24 protein-coding genes are annotated in these 25,010 nt (G+C 43.2%); 12 read left to right on the top strand and 12 right to left on the bottom strand.

What is annotated here, in order from left to right:
- Positions 1 to 609 precede the first annotated feature (609 nt).
- The 5 genes from prpC to ACZW67_RS03655 all read right to left on the bottom strand — a co-directional run bounded on the left by prpC (position 610) and on the right by ACZW67_RS03655 (position 6,374).
- Complete coding sequence (gene prpC / locus ACZW67_RS03675; protein ID WP_465182205.1) at positions 610 to 1,737, bottom strand: bifunctional 2-methylcitrate synthase/citrate synthase; 1,128 nt, start codon at positions 1,735 to 1,737, stop codon at positions 610 to 612.
- A gap of 97 nt (positions 1,738 to 1,834) precedes the next feature.
- A complete protein-coding gene (locus ACZW67_RS03670) occupies positions 1,835 to 2,488 on the bottom strand; it encodes a DUF2059 domain-containing protein (RefSeq protein WP_465182204.1) in 654 nt (217 codons plus the stop codon).
- 130 nt (positions 2,489 to 2,618) lie between these two features.
- On the bottom strand, positions 2,619 to 3,512 hold the full coding sequence (gene prpB, locus ACZW67_RS03665; RefSeq protein ID WP_465182203.1) for a methylisocitrate lyase: 894 nt from the start codon (positions 3,510 to 3,512) through the stop codon (positions 2,619 to 2,621).
- Between the two features lie 352 nt (positions 3,513 to 3,864).
- On the bottom strand, positions 3,865 to 5,139 hold the full coding sequence (locus ACZW67_RS03660) for an NRAMP family divalent metal transporter (protein WP_465182202.1): 1,275 nt from the start codon (positions 5,137 to 5,139) through the stop codon (positions 3,865 to 3,867).
- Between the two features lie 224 nt (positions 5,140 to 5,363).
- The gene (locus ACZW67_RS03655; RefSeq protein WP_465182201.1) at positions 5,364 to 6,374 is read right to left on the bottom strand and encodes a LysR family transcriptional regulator; all 1,011 of its coding nucleotides are present in this window, start codon (positions 6,372 to 6,374) and stop codon (positions 5,364 to 5,366) included.
- Between the two features lie 228 nt (positions 6,375 to 6,602).
- Between ACZW67_RS03655 and ACZW67_RS03650 the strand changes: the two genes are divergently transcribed.
- Complete coding sequence (locus ACZW67_RS03650; RefSeq protein WP_465182200.1) at positions 6,603 to 7,490, top strand: hypothetical protein; 888 nt, start codon at positions 6,603 to 6,605, stop codon at positions 7,488 to 7,490.
- A gap of 102 nt (positions 7,491 to 7,592) precedes the next feature.
- Here the strand turns inward: ACZW67_RS03650 and ACZW67_RS03645 are convergent, their stop codons facing one another.
- From ACZW67_RS03645 to ACZW67_RS03625, 5 genes are all read right to left on the bottom strand, one after another.
- A complete protein-coding gene (locus tag ACZW67_RS03645; RefSeq protein ID WP_465182199.1) occupies positions 7,593 to 8,291 on the bottom strand; it encodes a VIT1/CCC1 transporter family protein in 699 nt (232 codons plus the stop codon).
- 194 nt (positions 8,292 to 8,485) lie between these two features.
- A complete protein-coding gene (gene ampC / locus ACZW67_RS03640; protein WP_465182198.1) occupies positions 8,486 to 9,649 on the bottom strand; it encodes a class C beta-lactamase in 1,164 nt (387 codons plus the stop codon).
- A gap of 54 nt (positions 9,650 to 9,703) precedes the next feature.
- Complete coding sequence (locus tag ACZW67_RS03635) at positions 9,704 to 10,366, bottom strand: DUF4377 domain-containing protein (RefSeq protein WP_465182197.1); 663 nt, start codon at positions 10,364 to 10,366, stop codon at positions 9,704 to 9,706.
- Positions 10,367 to 10,685: 319 nt separating this feature from the next.
- Positions 10,686 to 11,813 (bottom strand): zinc-binding dehydrogenase, encoded by a 1,128-nt coding sequence (locus ACZW67_RS03630; protein WP_465182196.1) that lies wholly within the window; start codon positions 11,811 to 11,813, stop codon positions 10,686 to 10,688.
- Between the two features lie 133 nt (positions 11,814 to 11,946).
- Entirely contained in the window at positions 11,947 to 12,624 is a 678-nt protein-coding gene (locus tag ACZW67_RS03625) for a glutathione S-transferase family protein (protein WP_197217208.1), read from the bottom strand.
- Positions 12,625 to 12,871: 247 nt separating this feature from the next.
- On the opposite strand from ACZW67_RS03625, the gene ACZW67_RS03620 reads away from it, so the two are divergent.
- The gene (locus ACZW67_RS03620; RefSeq protein WP_465182195.1) at positions 12,872 to 13,783 is read left to right on the top strand and encodes a LysR family transcriptional regulator; all 912 of its coding nucleotides are present in this window, start codon (positions 12,872 to 12,874) and stop codon (positions 13,781 to 13,783) included.
- 101 nt (positions 13,784 to 13,884) lie between these two features.
- On the opposite strand, the gene ACZW67_RS03615 is transcribed toward ACZW67_RS03620, so the two are convergent.
- Positions 13,885 to 14,754: a DMT family transporter gene (locus ACZW67_RS03615; RefSeq protein ID WP_465182194.1), complete on the bottom strand. Its 870-nt coding sequence runs from the start codon at positions 14,752 to 14,754 to the stop codon at positions 13,885 to 13,887.
- Positions 14,755 to 14,893: 139 nt separating this feature from the next.
- Here ACZW67_RS03615 and ACZW67_RS03610 point away from each other — a divergent pair, with 139 nt between their 5' ends.
- Together ACZW67_RS03610 and ACZW67_RS03605 are read left to right on the top strand one after the other, a co-directional pair.
- The gene (locus ACZW67_RS03610) at positions 14,894 to 15,805 is read left to right on the top strand and encodes a LysR family transcriptional regulator (RefSeq protein ID WP_465182193.1); all 912 of its coding nucleotides are present in this window, start codon (positions 14,894 to 14,896) and stop codon (positions 15,803 to 15,805) included.
- Positions 15,802 to 16,548 carry a carbon-nitrogen hydrolase family protein gene (locus ACZW67_RS03605; protein ID WP_465182192.1) on the top strand — a complete coding sequence of 249 codons (747 nt, stop codon included), beginning with the start codon at positions 15,802 to 15,804 and terminating at the stop codon, positions 16,546 to 16,548. The genes ACZW67_RS03610 and ACZW67_RS03605 overlap by 4 nt, the downstream gene beginning before the upstream one ends.
- Positions 16,549 to 16,562: 14 nt before the next feature.
- Here ACZW67_RS03605 and ACZW67_RS03600 read toward each other — a convergent pair whose 3' ends face one another.
- Positions 16,563 to 17,003 carry a PACE efflux transporter gene (locus ACZW67_RS03600; protein ID WP_465182191.1) on the bottom strand — a complete coding sequence of 147 codons (441 nt, stop codon included), beginning with the start codon at positions 17,001 to 17,003 and terminating at the stop codon, positions 16,563 to 16,565.
- A gap of 90 nt (positions 17,004 to 17,093) precedes the next feature.
- Between ACZW67_RS03600 and ACZW67_RS03595 the strand changes: the two genes are divergently transcribed.
- The 8 genes from ACZW67_RS03595 to ACZW67_RS03560 all read left to right on the top strand — a co-directional run bounded on the left by ACZW67_RS03595 (position 17,094) and on the right by ACZW67_RS03560 (position 25,009).
- Positions 17,094 to 17,972: a LysR family transcriptional regulator gene (locus tag ACZW67_RS03595; protein WP_465182190.1), complete on the top strand. Its 879-nt coding sequence runs from the start codon at positions 17,094 to 17,096 to the stop codon at positions 17,970 to 17,972.
- A gap of 296 nt (positions 17,973 to 18,268) precedes the next feature.
- Entirely contained in the window at positions 18,269 to 19,060 is a 792-nt protein-coding gene (locus tag ACZW67_RS03590; protein WP_194365333.1) for a putative hydro-lyase, read from the top strand.
- Between the two features lie 190 nt (positions 19,061 to 19,250).
- Positions 19,251 to 19,781, top strand: a complete 531-nt coding sequence (locus ACZW67_RS03585; protein WP_465182189.1) for an acetyl-CoA carboxylase biotin carboxyl carrier protein — start codon at positions 19,251 to 19,253, stop codon at positions 19,779 to 19,781.
- 79 nt (positions 19,782 to 19,860) lie between these two features.
- The gene (accC, locus tag ACZW67_RS03580; protein ID WP_465182188.1) at positions 19,861 to 21,207 is read left to right on the top strand and encodes an acetyl-CoA carboxylase biotin carboxylase subunit; all 1,347 of its coding nucleotides are present in this window, start codon (positions 19,861 to 19,863) and stop codon (positions 21,205 to 21,207) included.
- Positions 21,208 to 21,410: 203 nt separating this feature from the next.
- A complete protein-coding gene (gene pxpB, locus ACZW67_RS03575; protein ID WP_465182187.1) occupies positions 21,411 to 22,064 on the top strand; it encodes a 5-oxoprolinase subunit PxpB in 654 nt (217 codons plus the stop codon).
- A 52-nt stretch (positions 22,065 to 22,116) separates the two neighbouring features.
- Positions 22,117 to 23,040, top strand: a complete 924-nt coding sequence (locus ACZW67_RS03570) for a 5-oxoprolinase subunit C family protein (protein ID WP_465182186.1) — start codon at positions 22,117 to 22,119, stop codon at positions 23,038 to 23,040.
- On the top strand, positions 23,030 to 23,767 hold the full coding sequence (pxpA, locus tag ACZW67_RS03565) for a 5-oxoprolinase subunit PxpA (protein ID WP_465182185.1): 738 nt from the start codon (positions 23,030 to 23,032) through the stop codon (positions 23,765 to 23,767). Before ACZW67_RS03570 ends, pxpA begins: the two co-directional genes overlap by 11 nt.
- Positions 23,768 to 23,821: 54 nt before the next feature.
- On the top strand, positions 23,822 to 25,009 hold the full coding sequence (locus tag ACZW67_RS03560; RefSeq protein ID WP_465182184.1) for an NRAMP family divalent metal transporter: 1,188 nt from the start codon (positions 23,822 to 23,824) through the stop codon (positions 25,007 to 25,009).
- The last annotated feature ends 1 nt before the right edge of the window (position 25,010 follow it).

The following is a 25,010-nucleotide window of genomic DNA, read 5'->3' as shown; positions in this document are numbered from 1 at the left end:
AATAAAAAATATTCTCTTAGAAAAATCGTTGATAGTCTTGTTATTAGCGATAAATAAAGACTTTGCTAAAAAAATAATATTGAACGTTTAAACATAAGATCCTAAAGCCAGTATATGACCGACTCCTAATGTCGTAATGAGTACAAAAAACCAATTGGTATGCGAGGACGGATAGTTTTGGCGAAATAATTTAGCCCAAGCCATTATCATGCATACTATATTGATGACAAACAAAGAACTCCATAAGTTGAGCAAAAAATCTAACCACTCTCGACTTAAACTATTCTGAGAAAAATCTATCGTAAACTTGATACTGGTATAACTAAAACTGAGTAGAGTGATTGCTGATATTATGAAAATAAATATATCTACTTTTGACGTCTTTTGGTTTTGGTGAGGATAGACGATAGGTTTGATTAGTAATACCACTAACCATAAGAAGCTTGCCACCCAAACGACATATGATGGCCATACTGTCATCATACTTCTCCAAACGTAAACATAGATATCAAAAGTTAAGTATAGAGTGTGCCATGCGCGCCAGTTAAAGGTTGTCTAACTCTCAGCACGCAAAGCACATCTTAAAAATAATTATTCTACTTTAAATAATCAGCGCGCGCTCATCTCTGGTACTGGACGTAACTCTTCACCAATGTACTCCGCACTTGGGCGAATGATACGGTTATTGGCACGTTGCTCAAACACGTGGGCTGCCCAGCCAGTCAAGCGTGAACAGACAAAGATAGGGGTAAACAGTTTGGTCGGGATACCCATGAAGTGGTAAGCAGAGGCATGGAAAAAATCAGCATTACAGAACAGTTTTTTCTCGCGCCACATGACTTCTTCACAGCGTACTGATACAGGATATAGCACTTCATCACCGACATCCGCTGCCAGCTTTTCAGCCCAACCTTTAATCACGACATTGCGTGGATCTGACTCGCTATAGATCGCATGACCAAAGCCCATGATTTTGTCTTTGCGTGCCAGCATGGCCATCATTTCTGTCTCGGCTTCATCGGCTGAACCAAAGCCTTCAATCATATCCATCGCTGCTTCGTTCGCACCGCCATGCAAGTGACCACGTAATGAGCCAATCGCGCCTGTGATACAAGAATGAATGTCAGATAAAGTAGAAGCACAAACGCGAGCGGTAAAGGTTGAAGCGTTGAACTCATGCTCTGCGTACAAGATAAGAGACACGTTCATCACTTTTGTGTGTAGCTCGTTTGGTTTCTCACCTTTTAGCAGATGCAAGAAGTGACCGCCGATGGTTTCATCATCCGTTTCGGTTTCGATACGCACGTTGTCATGCGTGAAGCGATACCAATAGTTGATAATCGATGGGAAAACAGCAAGCATACGATCGGTTTGATCGTTTTCTTCTGCAAAGTCCATTTCTGTCTCAAGGTTGCCAAGCATAGAGCAACCAGTACGCAATACATCCATTGGATGTGCGGTCGCTGGGATACGCTCTAATACGTCTTTTAGTGCTTGTGGCAGACCACGTAAGCCTTTTAGCTTGGTCTGGTAAGCATCAAGCTCAGTTTGGTTTGGCAAGTTGCCATAAAGTAACAAGTAAGCCACTTCTTCAAAAATGCATTTGTCTGCCAGTTCTGACACGTCGTAACCACGATAGGTCAGACCTGAGCCTGATTTGCCAACAGTAGATAGTGCCGTTTTGCCAGCGACTTGACCGCGTAAACCTGCGCCTGAAAGTTCTTTCTGTGCTGCCATGATTAAATTCCTTTTGTGGGTAGCTTTTTTGGGTGAAAAACGGTGTTTCTGATAATGAATTTATTGGTTAATAACTGACTATAGCGCCAGTTGAGCGTTACGCAGGCTGTTCAGGCTGTGGGCCACCTAACTCGACATTGCAACGCTTAAATTCGGCTTCGATAGGCACGTTAAGCACTTCCATTGCGCTGCCTTCGCCTTCTGCATTATTAATCTTCATATACTTAACGCCAAGCGGTGACTCCATAAACGTTTGAATTTCCGTCATCTCTTCCGGAGTAGGTTCAGCCATTGGCGTTGCGATTTCTTCGCCATTCATGACAAGCAATTGCTCATTGCCAAAAGCAATCAACTTCTTCCCCACCTCTGACGTATAGAAGTCATCCAGCTCTTGCAGCTCTGCATCGGTAAACTGACTTTTATAAAAGCTGTCGACCTCTGCTTTACCTAAGTCTTCATCGCGCGACTCAAGGCAGCTTACTTGCTCTGCGCTGAGTGTACCGCTATTGATAATCGGTGCAAATAATAGCTTGTTGACAGTGTCTAGCGTAATTGTCGTCATTACTAAGTCGTCTTGAGTGGCGGGTGCAGCAGCCTTATCTGTGGCAACGACTTCAGCAGTGCTTGCATCGCTAGTCGTGTCGTCAGCGGTTTCTGGTGTTTTATCACAGCCCGTCGTAAGCAACAACGCGGCGAGCGTGCAGCTAAAAATTGAAGATTTAACGATAGAACTAGGGGTAAAAAATGACATAAATAACCTAAAGGTAAATGAAGATGAGTGTCGTAAAGATAACAGCAATAGCAATGTGTCTTTTTGGCGTTGATATGTGCTAATTAAGATCACTAATTAAACTAACTAGCAACTAGCTGCCAATCATTAACTACTTGTTATCAGAAAACAGTTTGTCTAGTGTCTGCTCAAATTCATGATAATTTAAGAAATCATACAATTCCATACGAGTCTGCATGGTATCGACAACTTTGTCTTGCGTACCGTCGTTCAGTAAATGCTGATAGACATTCAATGCCGCTTTATTCATCGCACGGAAGGCTGATAGCGGATATAACACCATATCAACTCCAACGCCATGCAGCTGATCAGTGGTGTACAAATCAGTCTGACCAAACTCAGTCATATTCGCTAGCACAGGAATGTCTAGTACATCGGTAAACTTACGATACATCTCGATATCGGTTAGCGCTTCCGCAAAAATCATATCTGCGCCAGCTTCTTGGAAGGCAACAGCACGTTCAACAGCAGCATCTAAACCTTCTACAGATAAGGCATCTGTACGCGCCATCACCACAAAGTCAGGATCGGTTTTGGCATCTAGTGCTGCTTTAAGACGATCAACCATCTCTGAGATACTAACGATTTCTTTATTAGGGCGATGACCACAGCGCTTTTGCGCCACTTGATCTTCGATATGTACCGCTGCCACGCCGGCCTTTTCCATTTTTCTGATGGTCTGAGCAATATTAAAGGCGCCACCAAAGCCAGTATCAATATCAACCAGTAGCGGTGTATCAACGGCATCGGTAATGCGGCGGGCATCTTCTAGGACGTTATCAAGACTGGTCATACCCAGATCAGGCAAGCCAAATGACGCATTGGCCACGCCAGCACCAGAGAGATACAACGCTTGATGACCAACTTGGGTTGCCATCATCGCAGTATAAGCGTTAATAGCACCAGCAATTTGTAGTGGTTGGTTGTTATCGTTTTTTTGTTTTAAGGCACTACGGAAGCGCGCGCCAGCAGATGATAAAGTCATGTTGTAATCCTTACTTGGAGGGATGATATTCTCTTTATTGTTATCGATTATACCCAATTATCAGTCACTGGGAAGGGGGTTTTTGCTGTAATTGATTATATAATTTAAATTATGAATTAAATAAAATTAATATTATTTGAATTATAAATAATGGTATCCATAAATCAACGGTTCATATGCATTACTATTCATTTTAGTAAAACGACTTCATTGATTGACCTTTAATATTTACATTTACTTACAAAGATAGGCTAAGTACTTGTCACGCTTTATAAATATTACGCAAGAAAAAAGCCCTGATAGCAAGGCTAAAAGGGCTTTATAAATGATTAGACGTACTCTAGATAAGCGTCTAACCAAAGAGACCGGCAAGATTGGCTAAGAATAACAAGGCAACGCCACCTAGGAACAGTAAGCTTATAATTGAATAAACATTCATACCTGCTGATAGTTTTTTATGTTTTTTGACCAATGAATAATTTAACCAACCAAAAATAGGCGCAGACACAAATGCTGATATCATGGCGAACTTCAGCATGGCACCCAATTGTCCGGTGAAGAAAGTGATAATCACTAGACCACCACCGATGGCATAAGTCGTCCAAAAAGCGACTTGTTTTTTATTAATCTCGCTTTCACCTTTCAGTAGACGCCAGCACTCAGCATTCGCACGGCCATAGCCGTCAGCACAGGTAATCGTCGTGCCGAACATACACATAAAGGCGATAAAGGCGACCAGAAGCCTTGACCATTCACCGATGGTCGCCGTATACATGTTGATGAGCTGATCAATATAAGCGACGCCTGCGGTTTGAATTTCCTGACCAGAACCATACTGAACGAATACACCTAATGATAAAAAGAACAACGCTAAAATAGCAGAAACCAAAAATCCCACATTAAAATCAAGCAAACCTTGTTTGAGAGTGGTGTTGTCAGCTTTTCGCTTTGCAGATGTCCACATTGAGGTAATGGCAGCAAACTCAAGCGGCGCTGGCATCCAACCCATGAGCGCCACGATAAAGCCTAACGTTGCTAAATTCCAAGGAGAGGTAGGAATAAAATCAGGTGTCATCACCGTCGGCTTGCCAGCAGCAATCAGTACCGCCAATACTGTAGCGGAGACCAGAGCAATCATAATCCACTTAGTCACACCATCCAGTAGTTTATAGTGTCCAGCAAGTAGAAAGAACCAAGACACTCCCACTATGATCAATGACAGCGCCATCGTTGATAGACCAAGGGACGCGGGTAGCATAAAGCCTAGTATCACCGCAGCAAGCAGGGTCACCGCCCCTGTACTAATCACTGCAGATAGGATAGATAAGACGAAGTAAATCCACAAATATGCTTTTGAGCGTTTGGCATAACCTGCGATCAAGCTTTCGCCCGTATCATAGACATAGTCAGTGCCGAAGCGAAAGAAAGGATACTTAAACACATTGGCTAAGATAATCATGATAGCCAACTGCCAGCCATAGATAGCACCAGCCTGCGTAGAGGAGATAAGATGCGAGCCACCAATAGCAGCAGTCGCCATTAAAATACCAGGACCAAAAATGCGCCAGCTAAAGCCTTCTTGGGCAGTGCTAGCCATGTCGGAATTGTTGAGTTGTTGTGTGGTCATGAGTCCCTCGAAATAGTTAAATAGCCAGCCATCACGTCCTGTGATGTACTGCCAGCAACCATTACAGCAATGTGTACAAAAAATAAGCGGTGACTGTATCACACCTTGTACGGCTCGTAATAATGATTATTTTTACGGTCAACGCCAATAGATAGTTAACGATTGACCGTTTTTTACTGGGCGTGATAGCGAGATTAGCACTTAACAGTCAAGGTTGACAATACTCACATAAATTTCTGCTGACGATAAGTAATACCGCGCTGCTCATAAACGTGATAAATCGCACTGAGTAAGTCAGGAATACTAGGGTGAACGAAGTCTTTGAGCGTATGTAGATAGATAGGGGAGGTGACATTCTCATGCACCAAGCTTTGATAACTGATTTGCTCGGTGCGCACCGTTTTTAGGCTGGCAGGTACGAGGGTAATACCTTCGCCAGCAGCCACCAAACCCAGCGCGACCTGTAAGTCGCTCACAGTTGTGGTCATAAATGGCGAAATGCCATATTGTGCAAACAAATGCAGCAATGGCTCGGTAATAGGCGTATTAAGTGTGGACTGCTTGTTGGTTGCACGGTTTTTTGTATGAGCGGTCAATTTTGCGCTCTGTGCGTTCGAAGTCGATACGGTTGTGGCTATTGGTAAATGCGTTTGATGGTATAGAATCAAGCGGTTGTTTGCCAAATCTATCAAGTGCTGTTCATGGATATGCGCTAAGGCGTGTGCTTTTGGTAGCGCGACGACGTAACGCTCATGCCGTAGTAATATCTGCTGAATCCAAGGGTCTTTGTGAGCAAAACGACCAAAGCCAATGTCGATTTCACCAGATTTGAGTGCCTCGATTTGCTGATATGAGCTGATGTCTTTTAGATTGACTTCGATGTCGGGGCTGGATTGCTTGAGCATCGCGATTATTTCAGGAAGCAAGCCATAAAGCACAGAAGGCACAAAGCCAATGTTTAAAATGCTACTTGGTGCAGACAGTCGTTGAGTCATACTGGTAACGGTATCAATCTCAGTCAGTATGGTACTGATTTTATCATAAAAAAACGTGCCTGCTTCGGTCAGATCTAACGGTCTATGATAGCGATCGATTAACTCTACACCCATATCTATTTCTAGCTGTTTAAGTAGACGACTCAAGCTTGGCTGTGACAATCCTGTTTTGGTTGCGGCTGCACTAAAGCTACGCAAATCTGCGATAGCAATAAAGGCGTTAAGCTGTTTTAAGTCCATACTCTTAAACCTGTTTTTATATATTGTCTTTATATTCATCAGCATATTGACGATAGTATGCTAGGCATTTTACAAATATTACTGATATCAAATAAATTGTGCTTGAAGATAATACAGTGAGCAACTATATTGTTTGTTTACGCTATAGTTACAATTTGGTGATAAATATCACAACTCATTCTAGCAGTCATTTAATACCAGTAGAATAAACTGGTTTGGTATTATTTTATGAGCGACAAGAAAACGGATATTGATACAGATTTTGAAGAAAAATGGGCGGATATTGCCAATAGAAAATGGCGTACTCGTACCAATAACGATATCTATAATCGTTTCATCACTCGTGTACAAAGCATTGAAGGTGACTGCCATGCTGACAATGATACACAGGCGCGGTTAGATTTAATAGCGACCGAGACAGCAGATACTGAGACGGTCTTTGATTTCTCAAATCAAAGCGCATTTGTAGAAGGCATGTTTGATACAGATGAGTTATTAGAAATGGACTCTAACGACAGTCAATTGGATAGTGACCATAACAGTATTCTGGATTCAGAAACGGACGTACCCTCTGCTCCCGAAGCGACTACTTATGATGACTGGGACACTCAAGAGGCGCAGATAGATGACATGGTAAGCGAGCCAGCAGCGACGCAGAAGCTGGCAAGTAGTAAAAAACCCCTCATTATTGGTATGTTTTTTGGCTCATTGTTGATTGCTGTCATCGTAGCAGCACTTATTTTCACTGGGATTCTATCCACTTCAACGAATACCGCTGTGCCTGATAATGCAAACTCAACTCTCAATAGCAATATTGAGGCAGTTGAGACAGAAGTAACGACAAACAATATACCGGCTGAAGAGACTGAATCAGAAACAAGCATAGATGATAGTAAACCTGAGGCTGACCCAAGCGCTATAGAGACGCCAGTAGCAGCTGCGAAACAAGGTGAGGCTATTAGTGAGAGTCAAGACAGTATACCTAATGGAGCAAAGGCAACTGAGGCACCATTATCAGAAGCTGCCTCTAATGAGTCGCAAGCTGATACTGCTATCAGTTATGAGGTGTTTAGACAAGAATCACAAAGCACAGTGTATCGTGAGACCAACGACTAGGCTTCAAGTACTATATATATGCTTTGTATTATTGGCCAGATACTCCTTGCTCTATCTAATGAACTTACCATTAAGATGGTACTGTTTTCAATGAAATCCCCTCTACACTGCCACACCGAACAAACATCCAATCATCGATGTGGCTAGCATTGCAATCGCTCCCCACGAAACGATCCGAACGATAGCAGGGATAATGGGCGCACCGCCTAAACGGGCCGATATCACACCCAACATAATGAGACCAAGTAAGGTAATAGATGCCAATGACCAGACCAATGTCTGCGCTGGTAATACCATGATACCAATCACAGGCAATATCGCCCCAGCAATGAACGATAATCCCGAAGCAACGGATGCATGAATCGGCTTTGCTTGGCTAAGATCGGTCAAACCAATCTCGTCACGAGCATGGGCTTCAAGGGCATCATGTTCAGTTAAAGCCACCGCGACTTGATGAGCCAACGTGTGATCAAGTCCGCGCGTTTCATAAATTTTCGTTAATTCCAAGAGCTCGCGATCAGCATTATGTGTCAGCTCATACTGCTCTTTGGTTAAATCAGCCTTTTCGGTATCTGCTTGCGAAGACACCGAAATATACTCGCCAGCCGCCATTGATAACGCACCTGCTGTCAATGCTGCCAGTCCGGTCAGTAGCATTGTCTGACTACTAGGATTTGCCGCTGCTACGCCAACCAGTAAACTGGCAGTTGAAATCAACCCATCATTCGCACCTAATACGGCTGCCCTTAACCAATGGTTGCGGTTGCTAAGATGAGGCTCGTCATGAATAGAGTGATGCATAGATATCCTTAGAGAGTCGTTAAACACTTGAGACTTAATTATCTACTATTACTCAGTTTTTTATACAGTAAGATTTTTTTAGCTTTATTACTAAATGCATAAATGTGCTAATTGATAACACGCCCTAGCTATTCATAAAACGAGCTTTTATCTCATCCGATCATTTTGTGGCTCATATTAAATGAATGAAAAAATCAGTGAGTCATGGCACTTTCCAAAATCGTATAGGCTGCTTTGACTCTATCCGCATTAGGATAGTTTTTATTCGCTAAAATGACGATGCCTGATTTTTTGGAAGGGATATAAGCGATATACCCACCAAACCCATTGGTAGCACCTGTCTTATTGGCCCATACGTTGTTTAAAACGGGTGTAGGGCGGTTGTCTGCGGTAATGGTTTGGGCGTTCAGTACTACATCCATCGAGTTACCTTCAAGCAAGGTATCCAGTGAAGTAGGGAATGGATACATCTCCCACGCTAATCCTTGTGTAAAGGTGCTCACCTGATAGTAACCCTTTCTATTATTCTTCAATGATTGCTGAGTATCTTTATCAAGAGATACTAATCCCATATTCGCAGCCATATATCGAGTCATATCTGCACTGGTTGATTTGATCCCGTAGGCTTCTGCGTCTAACATACCGGGATTGACTCTAATGGCATCGCCAGCAGCATTATAACCAAACGCATAATCATCCATTCTGTCACTAGGCACATTGACAAAGGTATTCGGCATGTTGAGTGCTGGCAGGATTTCATCTTCCATTAGCTGTGTGTAGTCAGAGCCCATACTTAGGGCAGATATGTAGCCAAATAGCCCGATGCTGGCATTGGAATATAGACGTTTTGAGTTGACAGGGAATACAGGCTGCCAAGACTTATAATAGCGGAACAATGCTTGATTATCGGTGACATCATCAGGTACTTGAAGCGGTAGACCACCTGCCGAATAAGTGGCTAGATTAATCAGTTTGGTATCACCAATAGCGCTGTTTTTTAGATAAGGGATATATTTATCAGCGGTATCTTCTAATGATAGCGTGCCATTAAGTTCAGAATAACTGGCTAGAGTAGCGGCAAATGTCTTGCTGATAGAGCCTAATTCAAAAATCGTGTTTTCTGAGACAGGTATGCGGGCTTGTTTGTCCGCTAGGCCATAATTATAGAGATAAGACTCGCCATCGATAATAATGCCAAAGGACATGCCGGGGATGTCATGCTCTTCCATCAATAATTTGGCTTGCTTATCAACTTCAATTTTCAAAGTATGATTGCTGTCGGCTGCTTGTACTGTTCCAGACATCAATGAAGCGGCAACCAAAATGGTAAGTCCGACCCGATTTAAGGTATTTTGCACTGATTTTTTCATTATGTGGTTATTTGTCCGCTTTGGTTATTTATATTTTACCAATTAAGGTTTGGTTCTTTTTTTCTCAAGTACTTGTATTAGAGTGCTTTGAATTGACGATGCATCAGCAGGTGGTCTGTCAATGGCCGTATTCTTGATAAGCAAGGTATATTCATAGTTAGGTTCGTAGTCAAAGCCTTCTATGCCGCTATATCTATACTTCCAATCTGCCTGACTATCGGCGGTGAGTCCAGCAGGCTTCGTCAACCAGCAAGACTGCGGAGCAACGCCCACACAATCTACTTGATGGTCAGCGATAATGATTTTGCGTAATACGTATGGCATCGCACGTACAGTAAGCTGGCGCTCGTCATCTAATTGTGACTGCTCGCCCATTACCTCTACATAGTCGCCTATGACCAGCTTTTGCATTTGATAGGTATTCTGCTGATCAAAATCAGACTTGCTAATGGATGCTATATAAGAATTACCATCTTGAGCCACTATGGTGACTTTTTGCTGCGTTCGGTCTTGTGAGGTAATGACAGTCACTTGACCAATTATCGCCTGAGCGCTGCTTGGTTTTATCGTATTCATAAATGAGTTGCCGTCTGTGATTTGACTGACACTCGTTTTATTGCTCAAGTCTGTCTGATTATAACTGCTACACGCCGCTAAAGACGAGGCGGTAACTAATGCCAATGTGCATATTTTGATAAACGACATAACATATCCTTTTTAAAGTGAGAGACTTGGTTGTCATTGGCGATGGTCAATACAGACATGTTGTCGCCCTTTTTACCAAAACTGTATTTGCCTTCAACTGTTGCAGCAGCGCTATTTGTTAATTATGTCAAAGAAGCCATATAACCACAATGATGGTTGGGAATACAAATATCTCAAGTTAAAATTCTCTGATAAAGTAGGTCAATAATCAAACACAAAAAAAGGCAGATACCATTATCAGTATCTGCCTTTTTATATATTCAAAATCCCTCAGTTAAAGTTCACTATATATTGGATATACAACAACTTTTATTGCTTATTAAGCCTGAGGCGTGATTAAGTACTTCTCACCTGTTGCTTGTTTGCCATAAGCAGCGATTGACTGTAAGTGCAACACTTCTGCCAATGACACTTCATGCGTGTAGCTGCTTGCAAAAGTGGTGGTGATTTCTTCTGCAACACGTTGGCGCATTTTCACGACAGTTTTGGTGCCCAGTTTACCTAGCGCATTGAACAGTAGGAAGCCATTCACACCCCAAGAAAAACCAAAGTTACGGTTTAGCGTGATAGGGCCACGGTTTAGTGCGCCATAGATGTAGGCTTGCTTGAACGTGTTAGAGCCATAAACGCTGTATTCTTCTACATCAACATTGATAGCCGCTTCCATGCAGTTCAGAATATCGCTGCTCAATTGACCGCCGCCGATTGGATCAAATGAAATCGTAGCACCTGTTTCAGTAATGGCCGCTGTTAAATCAGCAATAAACGTATCGCTGCTTGAGTTGACCACATATTTTGCGCCCATATCGCGCAATAGCTTTTCTTGCGAGTCTTTACGGACGATATTCACTAAGTCAACACCGTCTGCCATACAGATACGGTTTAGCATTTGACCAAGGCTAGAAGCAGCAGCCGCATGTACGATGGCTTTGTGGCCTTCAGCGCGCATGGTTTCGACCATGGCTAGAGCAGTAAGGGGATTCACGAAAGAAGATGCGCCTTCTTTAGCTGTAGTGCCTTCTTTTAGCTCTAAGCAGCTCTGTACGTTAGCACGAAGATACTGACGGTACGTACCACCACCGATCACAGCAACGGTTTTACCTATCAATGCTTGTGCGGCATCTGATGATCCTGCGGCGACTACGGTACCTGCGCCTTCATTACCAACTGGCGTGTTTTTACCCACACGAGTTTTGACGGATGGCATGAACTTAGCTGGCACGTCAGCAGTGATAACTGGGTTCTCGTCTGTGCCTGATTGCGCGGCAGTCGACATGTCAGCGACGCTAAATAGAACGGCTAAATCAGATGGGTTCAACGGTGCGGCTTCGATACGAACAACAACTTCGTCGGCACCCGGTTGTGGCATATCGATTTCTTGCAAAGCCAAGGTTAGTTTATTGTCTTCGCTGATGGTTGAGGTCAATTGGATATTTTTATCGGTCATAAGATTTGCTCCTGCAAATAGTTATTTTTTTGGCCAATCACGTGATGGCATTGGCCCTATTTTTTGGTCGTTTAGTTGTGAGTAAGAATTTCAATAGCGATTGTTTTATCGTTGAATGCTTTTTAGCATCGAACTAGCCAGCATTTGCGGCTTTAATTTGGGCAGTCACATGCTGCATGAACTCAGGCATATTCGCTTGGCTATCTGCCTGAACGCTTTGTGCAATGTCGGTTTTACTCATGGCCTTGTTCCATTCTTTCATGCCTTCCACTTCTGCCAGTACATCCCACTCAAGCTGAGTAGATCCAAAAGCGTTGACAATGGTGTTGACGTGATGCACATAGATGTCGGCCATGGTGAATTGTTCGCCTGCAATCCAAGGAGAAAATTTACATAGGCGATTCATGGCAATAATACCGCGGCCCAATACTTGACGTACTTCATCTTTGATTGCGTTAGGTGCTTGAGTACCAGAAAACACATAAGGAATCAGTCGGCGGCATGGTAGCTCAAAGTAAAGCTCTGCTATTTTCATAATCTGACGTACAGCCGCGCGTTCTGTTGCATTGGTAGGATATAGCGGCTTTTCAGGATAGGTTTCTTCAAGGAAGTCACAAATCACGCTAGATTCCGACAGATTAAAACCGTCAGGCATGGTGATTGCAGGTACTTTGCCCACTGGACTGACGGTTAGTAGATCATCACTACCAGCGTATAAAAGGTCTTCTTGGAACGGAATGCCCTTATATAAAAGAGCGTGTTTTACGATGTTGTAATAGTTGCTTGCAGCAAAGCCGTGCAAAGTAATCATAAGTCATTCTTCCATTGTTGACGTAAAGGTTATTTTTAATCGTGTTTTCATTGCGACGTTTAAGTTAACCACATTATTACTGGTTTTAATGTGGTTATATATAAGGAATAACGTGAATCACTATTGCTATTAAGACAATAATAAAGCGAGAATACTAGGGCGTGCTTGATATTCACAAATACGCTCTGTCAGTGCCATGGTCGAATATCAAACACGCCCTAAACTATTTACTCAATGGAGAGGTCAGTTGGATCAATTACGTGCGATACGGTATTTCAGCAAAGTCGTAGAAACAGGCAGTTTCACTAAAGCAGCAAGTTCCTTTAATGTGCCACCATCCTCACTATCTAGACGGGTGTCTGATTTGGAGAAAAGTCTGGGCGCGACATTATTAAAGCGCTCGACCCGAATTGTTAAACTGACCGAAGTGGGGCAGGTTTATTACAATGATATGCAGCACATATTGAACCAACTAGAACAAAGTAAAGAAACGGTGCGCAGTTACCAGACCACGCCAATGGGACGCTTACGAATCAGTTCGATGGTGGGCTTTGGTGAAAGGATACTACTGCCGTTGTTAGATGAACTTGGTAAGTTGTACCCAGAGATTGTATTGGATGTCAGTCTCAGCGATGAGCTATCAGCACTAGGGCGTGACGATGTGGACATTGCGATTCGGGGTGGTTATGCACCCAATGAGCGCGTGATTGCTATTAGGCTAATGGACAATGGGTTTATTCCGGTTGCCTCTCCCAGTTATTTAGAAAAATATGGTACACCTAACCATGTAATGGCGTTAAAAGAACATAAAGGCCTGTATTTCAAAGCGCCAAATGGGCCAACGCCTTGGCTCTGTCATGTGGATGATCAGTGGCATGATGTCTCGGGCCCCGCAGTTGCGATCTCAAACAATGGACCATGGCTTGCCAAAAAGGCTTGTAATGGTGAAGGTATTTTAATGTCAACACACTGGGCGTTGTCGTCATATCTAGAGTCAGGCGCATTACAAGAGATTAAATTTGAGCATCCATTAGCGATTACGCAACATGCTGATATGGCTGTGTATTTGCTGTATCAAAAGCAGCGCTATCTAGTCCCAAAAGTGAAAGCTGCCGTCGATTTTTTGGTTGAGAAAATAAAAGTGAAAAATGCGCAGTAAGATTTCATCGATAAAAAATCACATCAACTCGATGTAATTTTTTGACGTGATGCCTGATTTTCAATAGAGGTTAAGGATAGATAGATTGCTAAGATTAAGATTTACTCTATCGGGACCGATCTCTTGTATTTGACAGACTCTCGTGTGGCGAGCCAGATAAGAGGAATAATAATCAATGCTGAACCTATCAATAAGCTGATATCCGGTATCTCATGGAACCATACGATGCCGATGAATACTGCTCCTAACAGACCCGTATATTCTGCACTAGATATTTTATGGGCTTCCACCGCTCGGTACACCAGTACGCAGATACCCGCATAAATCAAAATAAACAGATTTGAGCCGGCTGCTATCCATAGCGCGTACCAACTCAAAGGGGCATTTTCCCAAATGGCCAAACTAAGCCCAAATGGTATGCCGACTAAATTGGTCAAAAACAGTGTTTGTGCAACGGTATGATTTGAAGGCAGTTTACGCACTAGTAGGTTGTTCGTCGCCATGGTTAAGGCGACTATCAGTGCAAAGATAGCGCCCATATTAATTTGCGTTGGCTTTACAATGATAAGAATGCCGACAAACCCCAATATTGCCACAATGATGCTTGGCGCGTTGAGTCTGTCTTTATAAAACAAAAATCCTAACGGCAACATCATTAAAGGAGCGGTATAAAAAATAGCATTCGCCGTTGCCAGCGGTAGCGCTTGAATAGACAACACCATAAATACCGCACCAAATAACCAAATATGGCCCCGTACAAAATGCCATTTTATATTACTAATCAACTTGGTTTTTTTATTCAAAAAGCAAAAGGGTAGTAGCATCAAAACAGCTGTCAGCTGACGTAGTAGGACAAATTGATAGACCGCTGCGCCATCTGGCAATTCTTTGATCAACGCATCTGATAGGACGGCAATCATATTCCCCACAACCAATAGAATCATGGCAAACCCAACACTCATCTTTGGCATAACAACCCTTAGCGTTACTCTAAAAATAGATAGAAATTGACATCAAATGACGTTCATTTAATACTTGAGTAAGCAGTATATTCATATATTTACATGACGTATAATGATATAAAGCCCTTTAGTATTAGCTGAGATAATAATGAAACTACCACCATTGCGTGCGATACAATGTTTTGAATCCGTTGCAAGACTGAATAGCTTTTCAAAGGCAGCAGAGAGTCTCAACGTGACGCAAAGTGCTGTGAGTCATCAAGTCCGGACGCTTGAGGAGTACCTTGGAGAAGCGTTGTTTTATAGGCAGGGTAGGACACTTTCGTTGACGGAGATAGGGAGGCGTTATTTCACAGAGGTGAATCAATCGCTGACGGCGCTGTCCAACACCAGTCAGGCCATTCGAAATGACCAACCTGGACATATTCGCCTAGCACTGTATAGCTCGGTGGCTGTTAATTGGCTGATTCCTCGATTAGAGGACTTTCATACACAGCATCCAGAGATTGAGCTCACTTTAAATATGGTGACAGACCAAGACGATTATAATGAGCAATGTTCTGATTGTTTTATTACCGTCCATCCGCCAAAGCGTAACGTGGTCAGCACGTTTTTATTCGCTGAAAAGCTATTTCCTATCTGTGGTCAAAGGCTATGGGAGGAAATAAAGGATCAACCGTTACCTGAGGCATTATGGCAACATCCCATACTGTCCGTAAAATACGCTGGAAAAAGTGAAAACGCGGCCAATGATTGGCTAAAGTGGTGCAAAGCAGGTGGGTTCGAGTTACCAAGTAATGTAAAAGTCAATCAGTTTAGCCACGTACTTCTTGCCGCACAGGCCGCGCGTTATAACTTGGGTATTACGCTTATCGACAACTATATGATGCTAGAACAAACACATCAGCAAAATCTTGTCAAAATCCCAATGCATGAATTACTCACTGGCGACAGTTTCTATTTCTTTTATAATGATTTAAAGTCAAATCAAGCTGACATTATTAAATTGAGCCGTTGGTTGGAGTTGCAGTGCAATATTAATGAGAATAATATTCTATGAAAATCGTCATCAACCAGATTGATATCACTGATTATCAAGTGTCGGTAAATGCCGCCTTGATATTGAAATCCATCAATGAGCACAAAGACTGTCAAGGCTTTATGATTTTTCCAGAGCTTGCTTTTACAGGATTTCCGACAGCAGATAATATTGACTCTTTATGCAGTCAGTCACAATCACATTTTGAAGACTTACTAATAGCCAGCAAAAATACCGATTCAACCATTATTATTGGGCATATTGACAAACAGGATCAACTTTTCTATAACGCATGTTCTTTTATAAAAAACGGCAAAATCATTCATAAACACCGAAAGTCAAAGCTTTGGCTTGATGATGTTGGCGTGTTTACCAGTGGGGATGAGTTTTTCGTCGTTGAAATCAATAATGTGGTTTGCGGTGCTCAGATTTGTTTTGAGCTAGAGTTTCCAGAAGGTTCTAGAGCACTGGCAAAGAAAGGCGCAAAAATTATTTTTATGCCAAATGGCAATATGTCTCCCTATGCGAATGTCCATTATGTATTGACTCAAGCGCGTGCCATTGAAAACCAATGTTTTGTGATTACCTGCAACGGTGTGGGCGTCGGTCATGGCGGTGAGTTTGTAGGAGAGAGTCTAGTCGTCTCTCCTACAGGAAGCATTATAAAAAAACTTGGTTCGACGCAAGAAATAGCCGTAGTGGATATCGATTTAACAGACATAAAACAATCTGAGAAAAACTACCGTTATATAGACCTAGTTTGATTCAACCATAGAATCTAATGATTGAATTGAGTGGCAAGGTGGTTTTCTGGAATAGGAAATACCTTGTCGTAACTTAAGTTATAGAAGAAGGCATAGACCACATAGAAAGTAGCCATCGTAATATCCATCATAAAGGCCTGCCATAGGCTGATACCCAAATACCATGCAATCATCGGTAAGAATAATAACAGTAGGCCCCCTTCAAATAAAAAGGCGTGTAGCAATCGTATTGGCACCGTCTTATGCACATTTCTACGCAGCTTCACCATAGAATGGTCAAACAGTAGGTTATAGAAATAGTTCCAACCTGTTGCAATGATGGATCCAGCCACCGCAATCAGACCTATCGCATGAATATCAAAGCCGAATAACCAGCTTGCCAGCGGTATAAATATGATTAAGCCAACTATCTCAAAACCTAGCGTATGGCGAATACGGTCTTTAGTAGTACGCATCGAACTTCCCAATTGAATTAGTGATTTATCGGGCTATTGTATCTGTTAAAATCGGATAACCAAGTTGGGACCTATAGGATATACAGATAGATGAGCTTTTCATTAGAGCAACTAAAAGCCTTTGTAGCGACCGTGGAAACAGGGTCATTCTCAGCAGCAGCGCGGCAACTGGGTAAGGCGCAGTCAGTCATCAGCACGGCTGTCTCAAATTTAGAAGTCGATGTAGATAGTAGTTTATTTGTACGCAGTGGCCGTTATCCAACGCTAACGCCCGTTGGAGAGCGGTTACTGGTCGAAGCTCGGGTGATACTTGAGCGTTGTGAGCATTTTCGCGGGGTTGCACAGAGTTTGGGTGAAGGAGTAGAGAGCAGGCTGGTATTAGCGGTTGATGAGCTGTATCCGGAATCCAAACTGGGCACACTAATGGAAGAGTTCTCTCGTCGCTTCCCCAGTGTAGAGCTAGAGCTACTGTTTCCACTGATGGAGGATGTCAGCCGTTTGGTATTAGAAGATCGCGCGGATTTGGGCATTATGTGGCGTCAAGAAATCCTCCCTTCAGCATTGAATTTTCATACGCTTGGCTGGGTATCATTGACATTGGTATGCGCACCAGAACATGAGCTGGCACATCAGCCAGTCGCATGGGAGGAGCTAAAACGCTACAGACAGCTAATGGTAGCCACACGCAATCACAGCGATGAAAAAGCCCGGTTACGAGTCGCTTCTGATGTCTGGTGGGTGGAGAGTCAGTGGGTAATCGTTGAATTGGTACAGCGCAATCTAGGCTGGGCGTTTGTACCTGAGCACGTGGTTGCTAGTGCCTTAGATAATGGCTATCTGGTCGCACCGATACTGGATTTTGACGATCATGATTGGCCAGTCGCATTAGAGCTGATTTGGCACAAGCAGCGCTCTTTAGGCAAAGCGGCGACTTGGCTAAAGTCAGCAGCGATTGCTTTAAATAAGTAGCGTCAATAAATGCCAGTAAGTACCAATAAAAAACAGTTGTTGGTCAATGCCTACAATAAACACTGCACAAGTGCTCATAATTATAACCACCCCCTCCTTGTCTACTCTCATTTATGTATCACATGCGTTTATTCACAACGCTTACGTCTTGTCATTTTAAAAATGTTCTGCTAGGTTACATAACGATAATATAGTTATCTATATATAAAATACTGTTACAAAGCGCCAACTTCATACAGTTTTTATTAGATGATTTTTTATCTGCCAGAAATGTCAAAACGTAAGAGGTTGTAATTATGTTAGATTTAGCAAATATGACGCCACAAGAGGTCAGAGCACTAATTGGTAAGAACGAAATCAACAAGCCGACTTCTGGCATGTGCAAAGGTCACATACAAGCAAACCTAGTCATAGTACCCAAGAAATTGGCCTATGATTTTTTATTGTTTGCACAAAGAAACCCAAAATCTTGTCCTATTTTAGACGTAACAGATGTTGGTAGTTCGGAACCACGGCTGATGGCGAAGGGCGCAGACTTAAAGTCTGATGTCCCAAAGTATCGAATATACGAGTTCGGCGAGCTAGTAGCTGAGGTGTCAGACTTAACAGACTATTGGAGGGAGGACTTGGTCTGCTTTCTTTTAGGATGTAGTTTTTCCTTTGAGTCTGCCATGCTCAATGCGTCTATTCCTGTCAGACATATCGAAGACAATCACAATGTGCCGATGTATATCACAAATATAGAAACTGAGCCTGCAGGACAGTTTTATGGAAAAATGGTGGTCAGCATGCGACCGATACCTTATCCATTAATCACCAGAGCCGTACAAGCCACCTCTCGGTTTCCGCAAGTACATGGCGCGCCTATCCACATTGGAGACCCTAGTGTCATCGGTATAACAGACATCCATTCTCCCGATTTTGGTGATGCATCACTCATAAAGGAAGGTGAAGTGCCTGTGTTTTGGGCTTGCGGCGTGACGCCTCAAAGCATCGCAATGACCAGTAAACCTGAACTGATGATAACGCACGCGCCGGGACATATGTTTATCTGCGACCCAAAAGATGAAGACTTGGCAGTTCTATAATGTTGGGTGACAAGGCTATTTTAAAACGCCATTTTAAAATGTAATGGCATCCAATCTTGTTTGTCCACAAAGCTCTTAGTAAATAAAAGCGTATGGTTTAAAAGTAGGGCCCTATTTACATCAGTTATATCGCACAAATTTTTTATAAAAAATAATTATTCACTTTTACTCTAATGGAATAGCTAACAATATGAATATTAACTTTACAGATCTAGAAAAGCTGATCAAAATCGCAGAAAGCGCTGACATACAATCATTAGAAGTAACCGATGGTGATGCACGTATCTCTATCGTTTGTCAGGCTAATGGCAATGAAAGCAGCAATCATATTGGTAATACTCGTCACTCAAAAACTGCTCATTCAGAATCACGTACAGTAACCTCCCACAATAACACTCCTAATAATACCAGTGCAGACAACGGCTCTATGGATGAAACGGTGACTACTGAGGTCGCCAATTCATCTGTTTCTTCATCTTCATCCCAAGTATTGGCGCCTATGCTCGGTACTTTCTATCTTCGCTCTGAGCCAACCGCTGAAGCGTTCTTTGAAGTGGGCGATCAGGTAGTAGCAGGGCAGACTCTATGTATCATTGAAGCCATGAAAATGATGCATGAAGTAAAAGCAGAAGCTGACGGTACGATTCAAGAGATTCTGATCGATGAAGGTGATGTCGTAGAATATGCACAGCCTTTATTTATTATAGCGCCAGACAGTTAAAGTCACTCAATAGCCGCTCAATATTGTATAGACGCTGCACAAACACTGTATTTGACACTATATTTTTAAGGGAATAAATATGTTCACAAAAATCTTAATTGCCAACCGTGGCGAGATTGCTCTACGTATTATCCGAGCTTGTAAGCAGTTGGGTATTAAATCCGTCATTGCGCATTCTGAATCAGACAAAGACTCATTGCCCGTACGCCTAGCCGATGAAAAAATCTGTATCGGGCCTGCCAATGCCACACACAGCTACCTCAATCAAAGAGCGCTGGTTTCTGCTGCAAAAATCACCAACGCACAAGCCATCCATCCAGGCTATGGCTTTTTGTCTGAAAACGCAGACTTTGCGGCCTTGATTGAAGACTCAGGTCTCACGTTTATTGGCCCAACGGCTGACAATATCAGAAACATGGGCGACAAGGTTGAAGCCAAAAAACAAATGACAATGGCTGGCGTGCCCTGTGTACCTGGTTCTGATGGCGCATTGCCTGCTGATTCAGAGCAAGCTATCAAGATTGCCAGTGAGGTCGGTTATCCAGTCATTATCAAGGCGGCAAGCGGTGGCGGCGGTCGTGGGATGCGTGTGGTCGAAAAAGAAGCCGACTTACTCTCTGCGATCTCTATGACGCAAACAGAAGCCAAAGCGAATTTTGGTAGCGCTATCGTTTATCTCGAAAAATACTTACAAGCACCGCGTCATATCGAAGTGCAAGTCATGTCTGATACTCACGGCAATGCTATTTATTTAGGCGAGCGTGATTGCTCTATGCAGCGTCGTCATCAAAAAGTCATTGAAGAAGCGCCAGCACCTGGTATCACCGAAGAGCAGCGTCAGAAAATCGGTCAAGCATGTGTCACAGCTTGCGAGCAAATGCAGTATAGAGGCGCAGGCACGTTTGAGTTTTTATATGAAAACGGCGAGTTCTTCTTTATCGAGATGAACACTCGTGTGCAAGTTGAGCACACCATTACTGAGATGGTGACGGGTGTCGATATTGTGCAAGAACAAATCAGAGTGGCTGCAGGGCTTCCATTGGCATACAAGCAAAGTGATATCGCCATTACCGGACACGCTTTTGAGTGCCGTATCAATGCTGAAAACGCGCAGACATTTTTGCCAAATGCTGGGCGCATAGACTACTGCCACATGCCAGCAGGGTTTGGTATCAGAGTGGATAGCCATGCTGAGTCGAACTACACTGTGCCGCCATCTTATGACAGCTTGATTGCCAAGATATGTGTACAAGATCGTTCAAGAGAAAAAGCGATAGAAAAAATGCGTGCGGCTCTATCGGAAGCGCAAATTACGGGCATTGATACCAATATTGGTCTGCATCAACGACTCTTTGAAGATGAGGTGTTTTGTGAAGGTCAAATGAGCATTCATTATCTGGAACAGTGGATACAAGACAATATATAAATCAGTTCTTGCCCGCAAAAGCGAAAACCAAATCTGACATTAGCGTCAGAAGCGTCAGAATCAAGATATAGTCGGTTCAATATAATTTGGATACCAGGAAGGCGAGTGAAAGTACTACAAGTCGTAGACTAAGCAAGCCTGACACCGTCTCCAATTTATAGGGGATTTGACTATAGCAGATAAAAATAATGGAGTACGTGCTAATGGACCTACAATGGCAACTATGCAGTGAAACCAATCTCGCGTTGTTTTTCCCTAAACCGATCACCTTAGAAAAACAACAAAAATGCTGGGCTTTATCAGACAGCATCCAGAAAATGCCAGAAGTCATCGAAGTGGTGATTGGTATGAATACGCTCAGTGTATTCATCATGCCATTAACATGGGCTGAGCTTATTACCTTTAAAGATAGGCTGTCAGATCTGCTCAATGATATCCCTTCAAAAACCATCCAAGGCAAGCACGTCGAGATACCCGTGCAGTACGGCGGTAAGTATGGCCCCGATCTAGCGGCCATGGCGAATGACCTAAACCTCTCGGTTGAAGCCGTTGTTGAGCTACATACCAAAGCCACTTATACCGTTTACTTTATCGGTTTTCAGCCAGGATTTCCTTATCTTGGCGGCTTGTCTGAGTCGCTGTATTTCCCAAGGCATGCCATCCCTAGAACTCAAGTGCCGGCAGGCTCAGTGGGTATAGGCGGCGAGCAGACAGGGGTGTACCCTTTTGAGTCTCCAGGCGGTTGGCAGTTACTCGGCCAGACGGATACTGCTTTATTTGATTTAACCAAGTCTTCTCCGACGTTGCTTAACGCAGGCGATACTTTGACATTTAAAGCGATTGATATTCATCAATAAGCGATAAATAAAAGATGCATGAATCAAAAAGACAAATAAACAGGTGGTATCAATGAAAATTTTAACCGCAAGTGCCCTTGCCAGTATTCAAGATTCGGGACGACTGGGTTACCGCAGTATGGGCGTGGGTAGAAATGGCGTGATGGACAGCTGGGCGCTACAAGCTGGCAACGCTTTGATGAAAAACGAAGCCAACGAACCTGCTATTGAAATAGCACTCGGTGAGCTAACTATACAGTTTGAAGAAAGCGTCAGCTTTTGCTTAACAGGCGCTTTATACGAGGCCTATCTAGATGACAAACGCGTTCCTTGCTATTGGCGTATCAATGCAACAGCTGGGCAAACGCTCAAACTTTTGCGTCCGCTACAAGGTATGTATACCTATTTATGTGTGCATGGCGGCTTTGATATCGAGCCAGTATTGCAGTCAGTCAGCACCAATCTCAAAGCAGGATTTGGCGGATTTGAAGGCAGATACCTAAAAGCCGATGACAGCTTAACGGTAAAAACTGAATCAAACCTGCCTGTCATTGGGGTGGCTCGACTTGCACCAACCGAGGTTATTCGAGTGATAAAAAGCAGTGAATACGACTGCTTCACTGAGTCGTCTAAACAAGCATTTGAGACCCAGCCATGGAAACTACAAACCAGTAGCAACCGTATGGGTTACCGCTTAGAAGGAGCTACAGCACTTGAATTTAGTCAGCCAGTAGAAATGAGCTCACATGGCGTTGATATTGGGATGATCCAAGTACCACCGCAAGGACAACCGATTGTCCTAATGGCAGATGGTCAAACAACGGGTGGCTACCCTAAAATTGCAACTGTGATTCAAGCAGACATAGGTCTGATGGCACAGATTAGATTTGGCAAAGCCTGTCAGTTCGTCGTTGTGTCGTTAGAGCAGGCGCTGTATGAACAACAGAAAAGACAACATTACATCGATCAAATAAAGGAGTATGCCAATGAAAATTGATTTAAATGCTGATGTGGCGGAAGGCTGCGGGCAAGACGATAAGTTATTGACGATAGTCAGCTCAGCCAATGTCTGCTGCGGCTTGCACGCTGGTTCTTACAGCGAGATGCTAGCAACGTTGCAATTGGCAAAAGCAAACAACGTGAGCGTAGGCGCGCATCCTGGTCTAAACGATAGAGAAAACTTTGGCCGTATTCATCAGCCGTTAAGTGAAGCCGATTATCGTGCTTTATTAGTGTATCAGCTGGGTGCAACCAAAGCACTCTGCGACTTAGTCGGCGTGACTTTGGACTATGTAAAACCGCATGGTGCGTTGTACAACCAAGCTGCAATCGATGAAAATTTATCAGATATTTTGGCGAGTGAAATCAAACGATTTGATCCAAGCCTAAAGGTCATGGGTTTGTCTGGCGGCTATTTGGTCAAATCAGCTAAGAAACATGGTCTAGAGGTGATATCAGAAGTGTTCGCTGATAGAAACTATGAAAAAGACGGTTCATTGGTCTCTCGTAGCAAAGACAACGCCCTGATAACCGATACGGATGATGCGATTAAGCATGTATTGCAGATGATTACTGAAGGAACCGTCACCAGTGTTTGTGGTCAGACCGTACCAGTAGAAGCGCAAAGCATCTGCCTACATGGGGATGGTGAACACGCTATTTTATTTGCGCAAGAGATAAAGAAACAACTAGAGCTCAAAGGTATCACTATATCTGCCCACTAAATATCCGTTTCCTAATCATTTGATTAAATAATTCCATATAGCACAAGGATGTTTATGAGCACTATAAAAAAACACAATACCGCCATTTTAGGCGCGGCCTTCCTGATGGCTACATCAGCCGTAGGGCCAGGGTTTTTGACCCAAACGGCTACATTCACCGAAAGCCTAATGGCAAGTTTCGGCTTTGTTATCTTAATATCCATTGTTATGGACATCGGCGTCCAGCTTAATGTTTGGCGAGTAGTCGCGGTCTCCAAAAAACGTGCACAGGAAATCGCCAACTTGGTGTTTCCTGGTGTCGGTTACTTGCTCGCGTTCTTAATCATTGCGGGTGGTCTGGCTTTTAATATTGGTAATATTGGCGGTGCCGGACTTGGCATGCAGTCCATGTTTAATATGTCGCCCATCACAGGCGCTCTGATCAGCGGTGTGATTGCCGTCGCGATATTTTTAGGCCGAGAAACTGGGCCTATGATGGATAAGTTCGCTCAGTTAATGGGCTTTATCCTGATTGTATTGGTCATTTATGTGGTCTTTAAATCTGATCCGCCATTAGCAGAAGCCGTCAGCAAAACCATCATGCCTGACAAAATTGATGCAGTGGCTATCGTGACGCTAGTCGGCGGTACGGTTGGCGGTTATATTACTTTCTCAGGTGCGCATCGCTTACTAGAAGCGGGTGTCAGCGGAGAAGAGAACCTAAGCTCAGTAACCAAAAGCTCTGTCTCTGGTATTTTAATTGCCTCGGTGATTCGCGTATTTTTATTCCTTGCAGTATTAGGCGTGGTATCTCAAGGCTTTGCACTGGATCCTGCCAACCCAGCTATGTCGCCGTTTCAGTACATTCTAGGAAACGCAGGTAAAGTTATTTTTGGTATGGTGATTTGGGCGGCTTCTGTGACCTCGGTGATTGGTGCTGCTTATACCTCTGTGTCTTTTATGACCAACTTCCATCCGTTCATTGAGACTTATAAACGCTACTTCATTATTGGTTTCATCGTGATCTCGACAATGGTGTTTGCCACTATCGGTAAACCGGCCCAAGTACTGGTATTGGTCGGTACGCTAAATGGTTTGGTATTGCCTATCGCCATGGTTATCATCTTGATTGCCGCCTACAGAAAAAATATCGTTGGCAATTATAAGCATCCTATTTGGATTGCGGTATTTGGTTGGTTAATCGCCATCGTGATGAGTATCCTAAGTGTCATGACCATTGCTAAATATCTGGGCATGAGTTAAA

It is taken from the genome of Psychrobacter sp. TPE 89C (genome assembly GCF_055522395.1).
Note: the sequence above shows the minus strand (reverse complement) of the source record. Positions and strands in the feature narration are given on the sequence as shown.

Coding starts and splice junctions, on each gene's coding strand:
- prpC (WP_465182205.1), bottom strand. CDS start 1,737: ATGGCAGCACAGAAAGAACTTTCAGGCGCAGGTTTACGCGGTCAAGTC.
- ACZW67_RS03670 (WP_465182204.1), bottom strand. CDS start 2,488: ATGTCATTTTTTACCCCTAGTTCTATCGTTAAATCTTCAATTTTTAGC.
- prpB (WP_465182203.1), bottom strand. CDS start 3,512: ATGACTTTATCATCTGCTGGCGCGCGCTTCCGTAGTGCCTTAAAACAA.
- ACZW67_RS03660 (WP_465182202.1), bottom strand. CDS start 5,139: ATGACCACACAACAACTCAACAATTCCGACATGGCTAGCACTGCCCAA.
- ACZW67_RS03655 (WP_465182201.1), bottom strand. CDS start 6,374: ATGGACTTAAAACAGCTTAACGCCTTTATTGCTATCGCAGATTTGCGT.
- ACZW67_RS03650 (WP_465182200.1), top strand. CDS start 6,603: ATGAGCGACAAGAAAACGGATATTGATACAGATTTTGAAGAAAAATGG.
- ACZW67_RS03645 (WP_465182199.1), bottom strand. CDS start 8,291: ATGCATCACTCTATTCATGACGAGCCTCATCTTAGCAACCGCAACCAT.
- ACZW67_RS03635 (WP_465182197.1), bottom strand. CDS start 10,366: ATGTCGTTTATCAAAATATGCACATTGGCATTAGTTACCGCCTCGTCT.
- ACZW67_RS03630 (WP_465182196.1), bottom strand. CDS start 11,813: ATGACCGATAAAAATATCCAATTGACCTCAACCATCAGCGAAGACAAT.
- ACZW67_RS03625 (WP_197217208.1), bottom strand. CDS start 12,624: ATGATTACTTTGCACGGCTTTGCTGCAAGCAACTATTACAACATCGTA.
- ACZW67_RS03615 (WP_465182194.1), bottom strand. CDS start 14,754: ATGCCAAAGATGAGTGTTGGGTTTGCCATGATTCTATTGGTTGTGGGG.
- ACZW67_RS03610 (WP_465182193.1), top strand. CDS start 14,894: ATGAAACTACCACCATTGCGTGCGATACAATGTTTTGAATCCGTTGCA.
- ACZW67_RS03605 (WP_465182192.1), top strand. CDS start 15,802: ATGAAAATCGTCATCAACCAGATTGATATCACTGATTATCAAGTGTCG.
- ACZW67_RS03600 (WP_465182191.1), bottom strand. CDS start 17,003: ATGCGTACTACTAAAGACCGTATTCGCCATACGCTAGGTTTTGAGATA.
- ACZW67_RS03595 (WP_465182190.1), top strand. CDS start 17,094: ATGAGCTTTTCATTAGAGCAACTAAAAGCCTTTGTAGCGACCGTGGAA.
- ACZW67_RS03590 (WP_194365333.1), top strand. CDS start 18,269: ATGTTAGATTTAGCAAATATGACGCCACAAGAGGTCAGAGCACTAATT.
- ACZW67_RS03585 (WP_465182189.1), top strand. CDS start 19,251: ATGAATATTAACTTTACAGATCTAGAAAAGCTGATCAAAATCGCAGAA.
- accC (WP_465182188.1), top strand. CDS start 19,861: ATGTTCACAAAAATCTTAATTGCCAACCGTGGCGAGATTGCTCTACGT.
- pxpB (WP_465182187.1), top strand. CDS start 21,411: ATGGACCTACAATGGCAACTATGCAGTGAAACCAATCTCGCGTTGTTT.
- ACZW67_RS03570 (WP_465182186.1), top strand. CDS start 22,117: ATGAAAATTTTAACCGCAAGTGCCCTTGCCAGTATTCAAGATTCGGGA.
- pxpA (WP_465182185.1), top strand. CDS start 23,030: ATGAAAATTGATTTAAATGCTGATGTGGCGGAAGGCTGCGGGCAAGAC.
- ACZW67_RS03560 (WP_465182184.1), top strand. CDS start 23,822: ATGAGCACTATAAAAAAACACAATACCGCCATTTTAGGCGCGGCCTTC.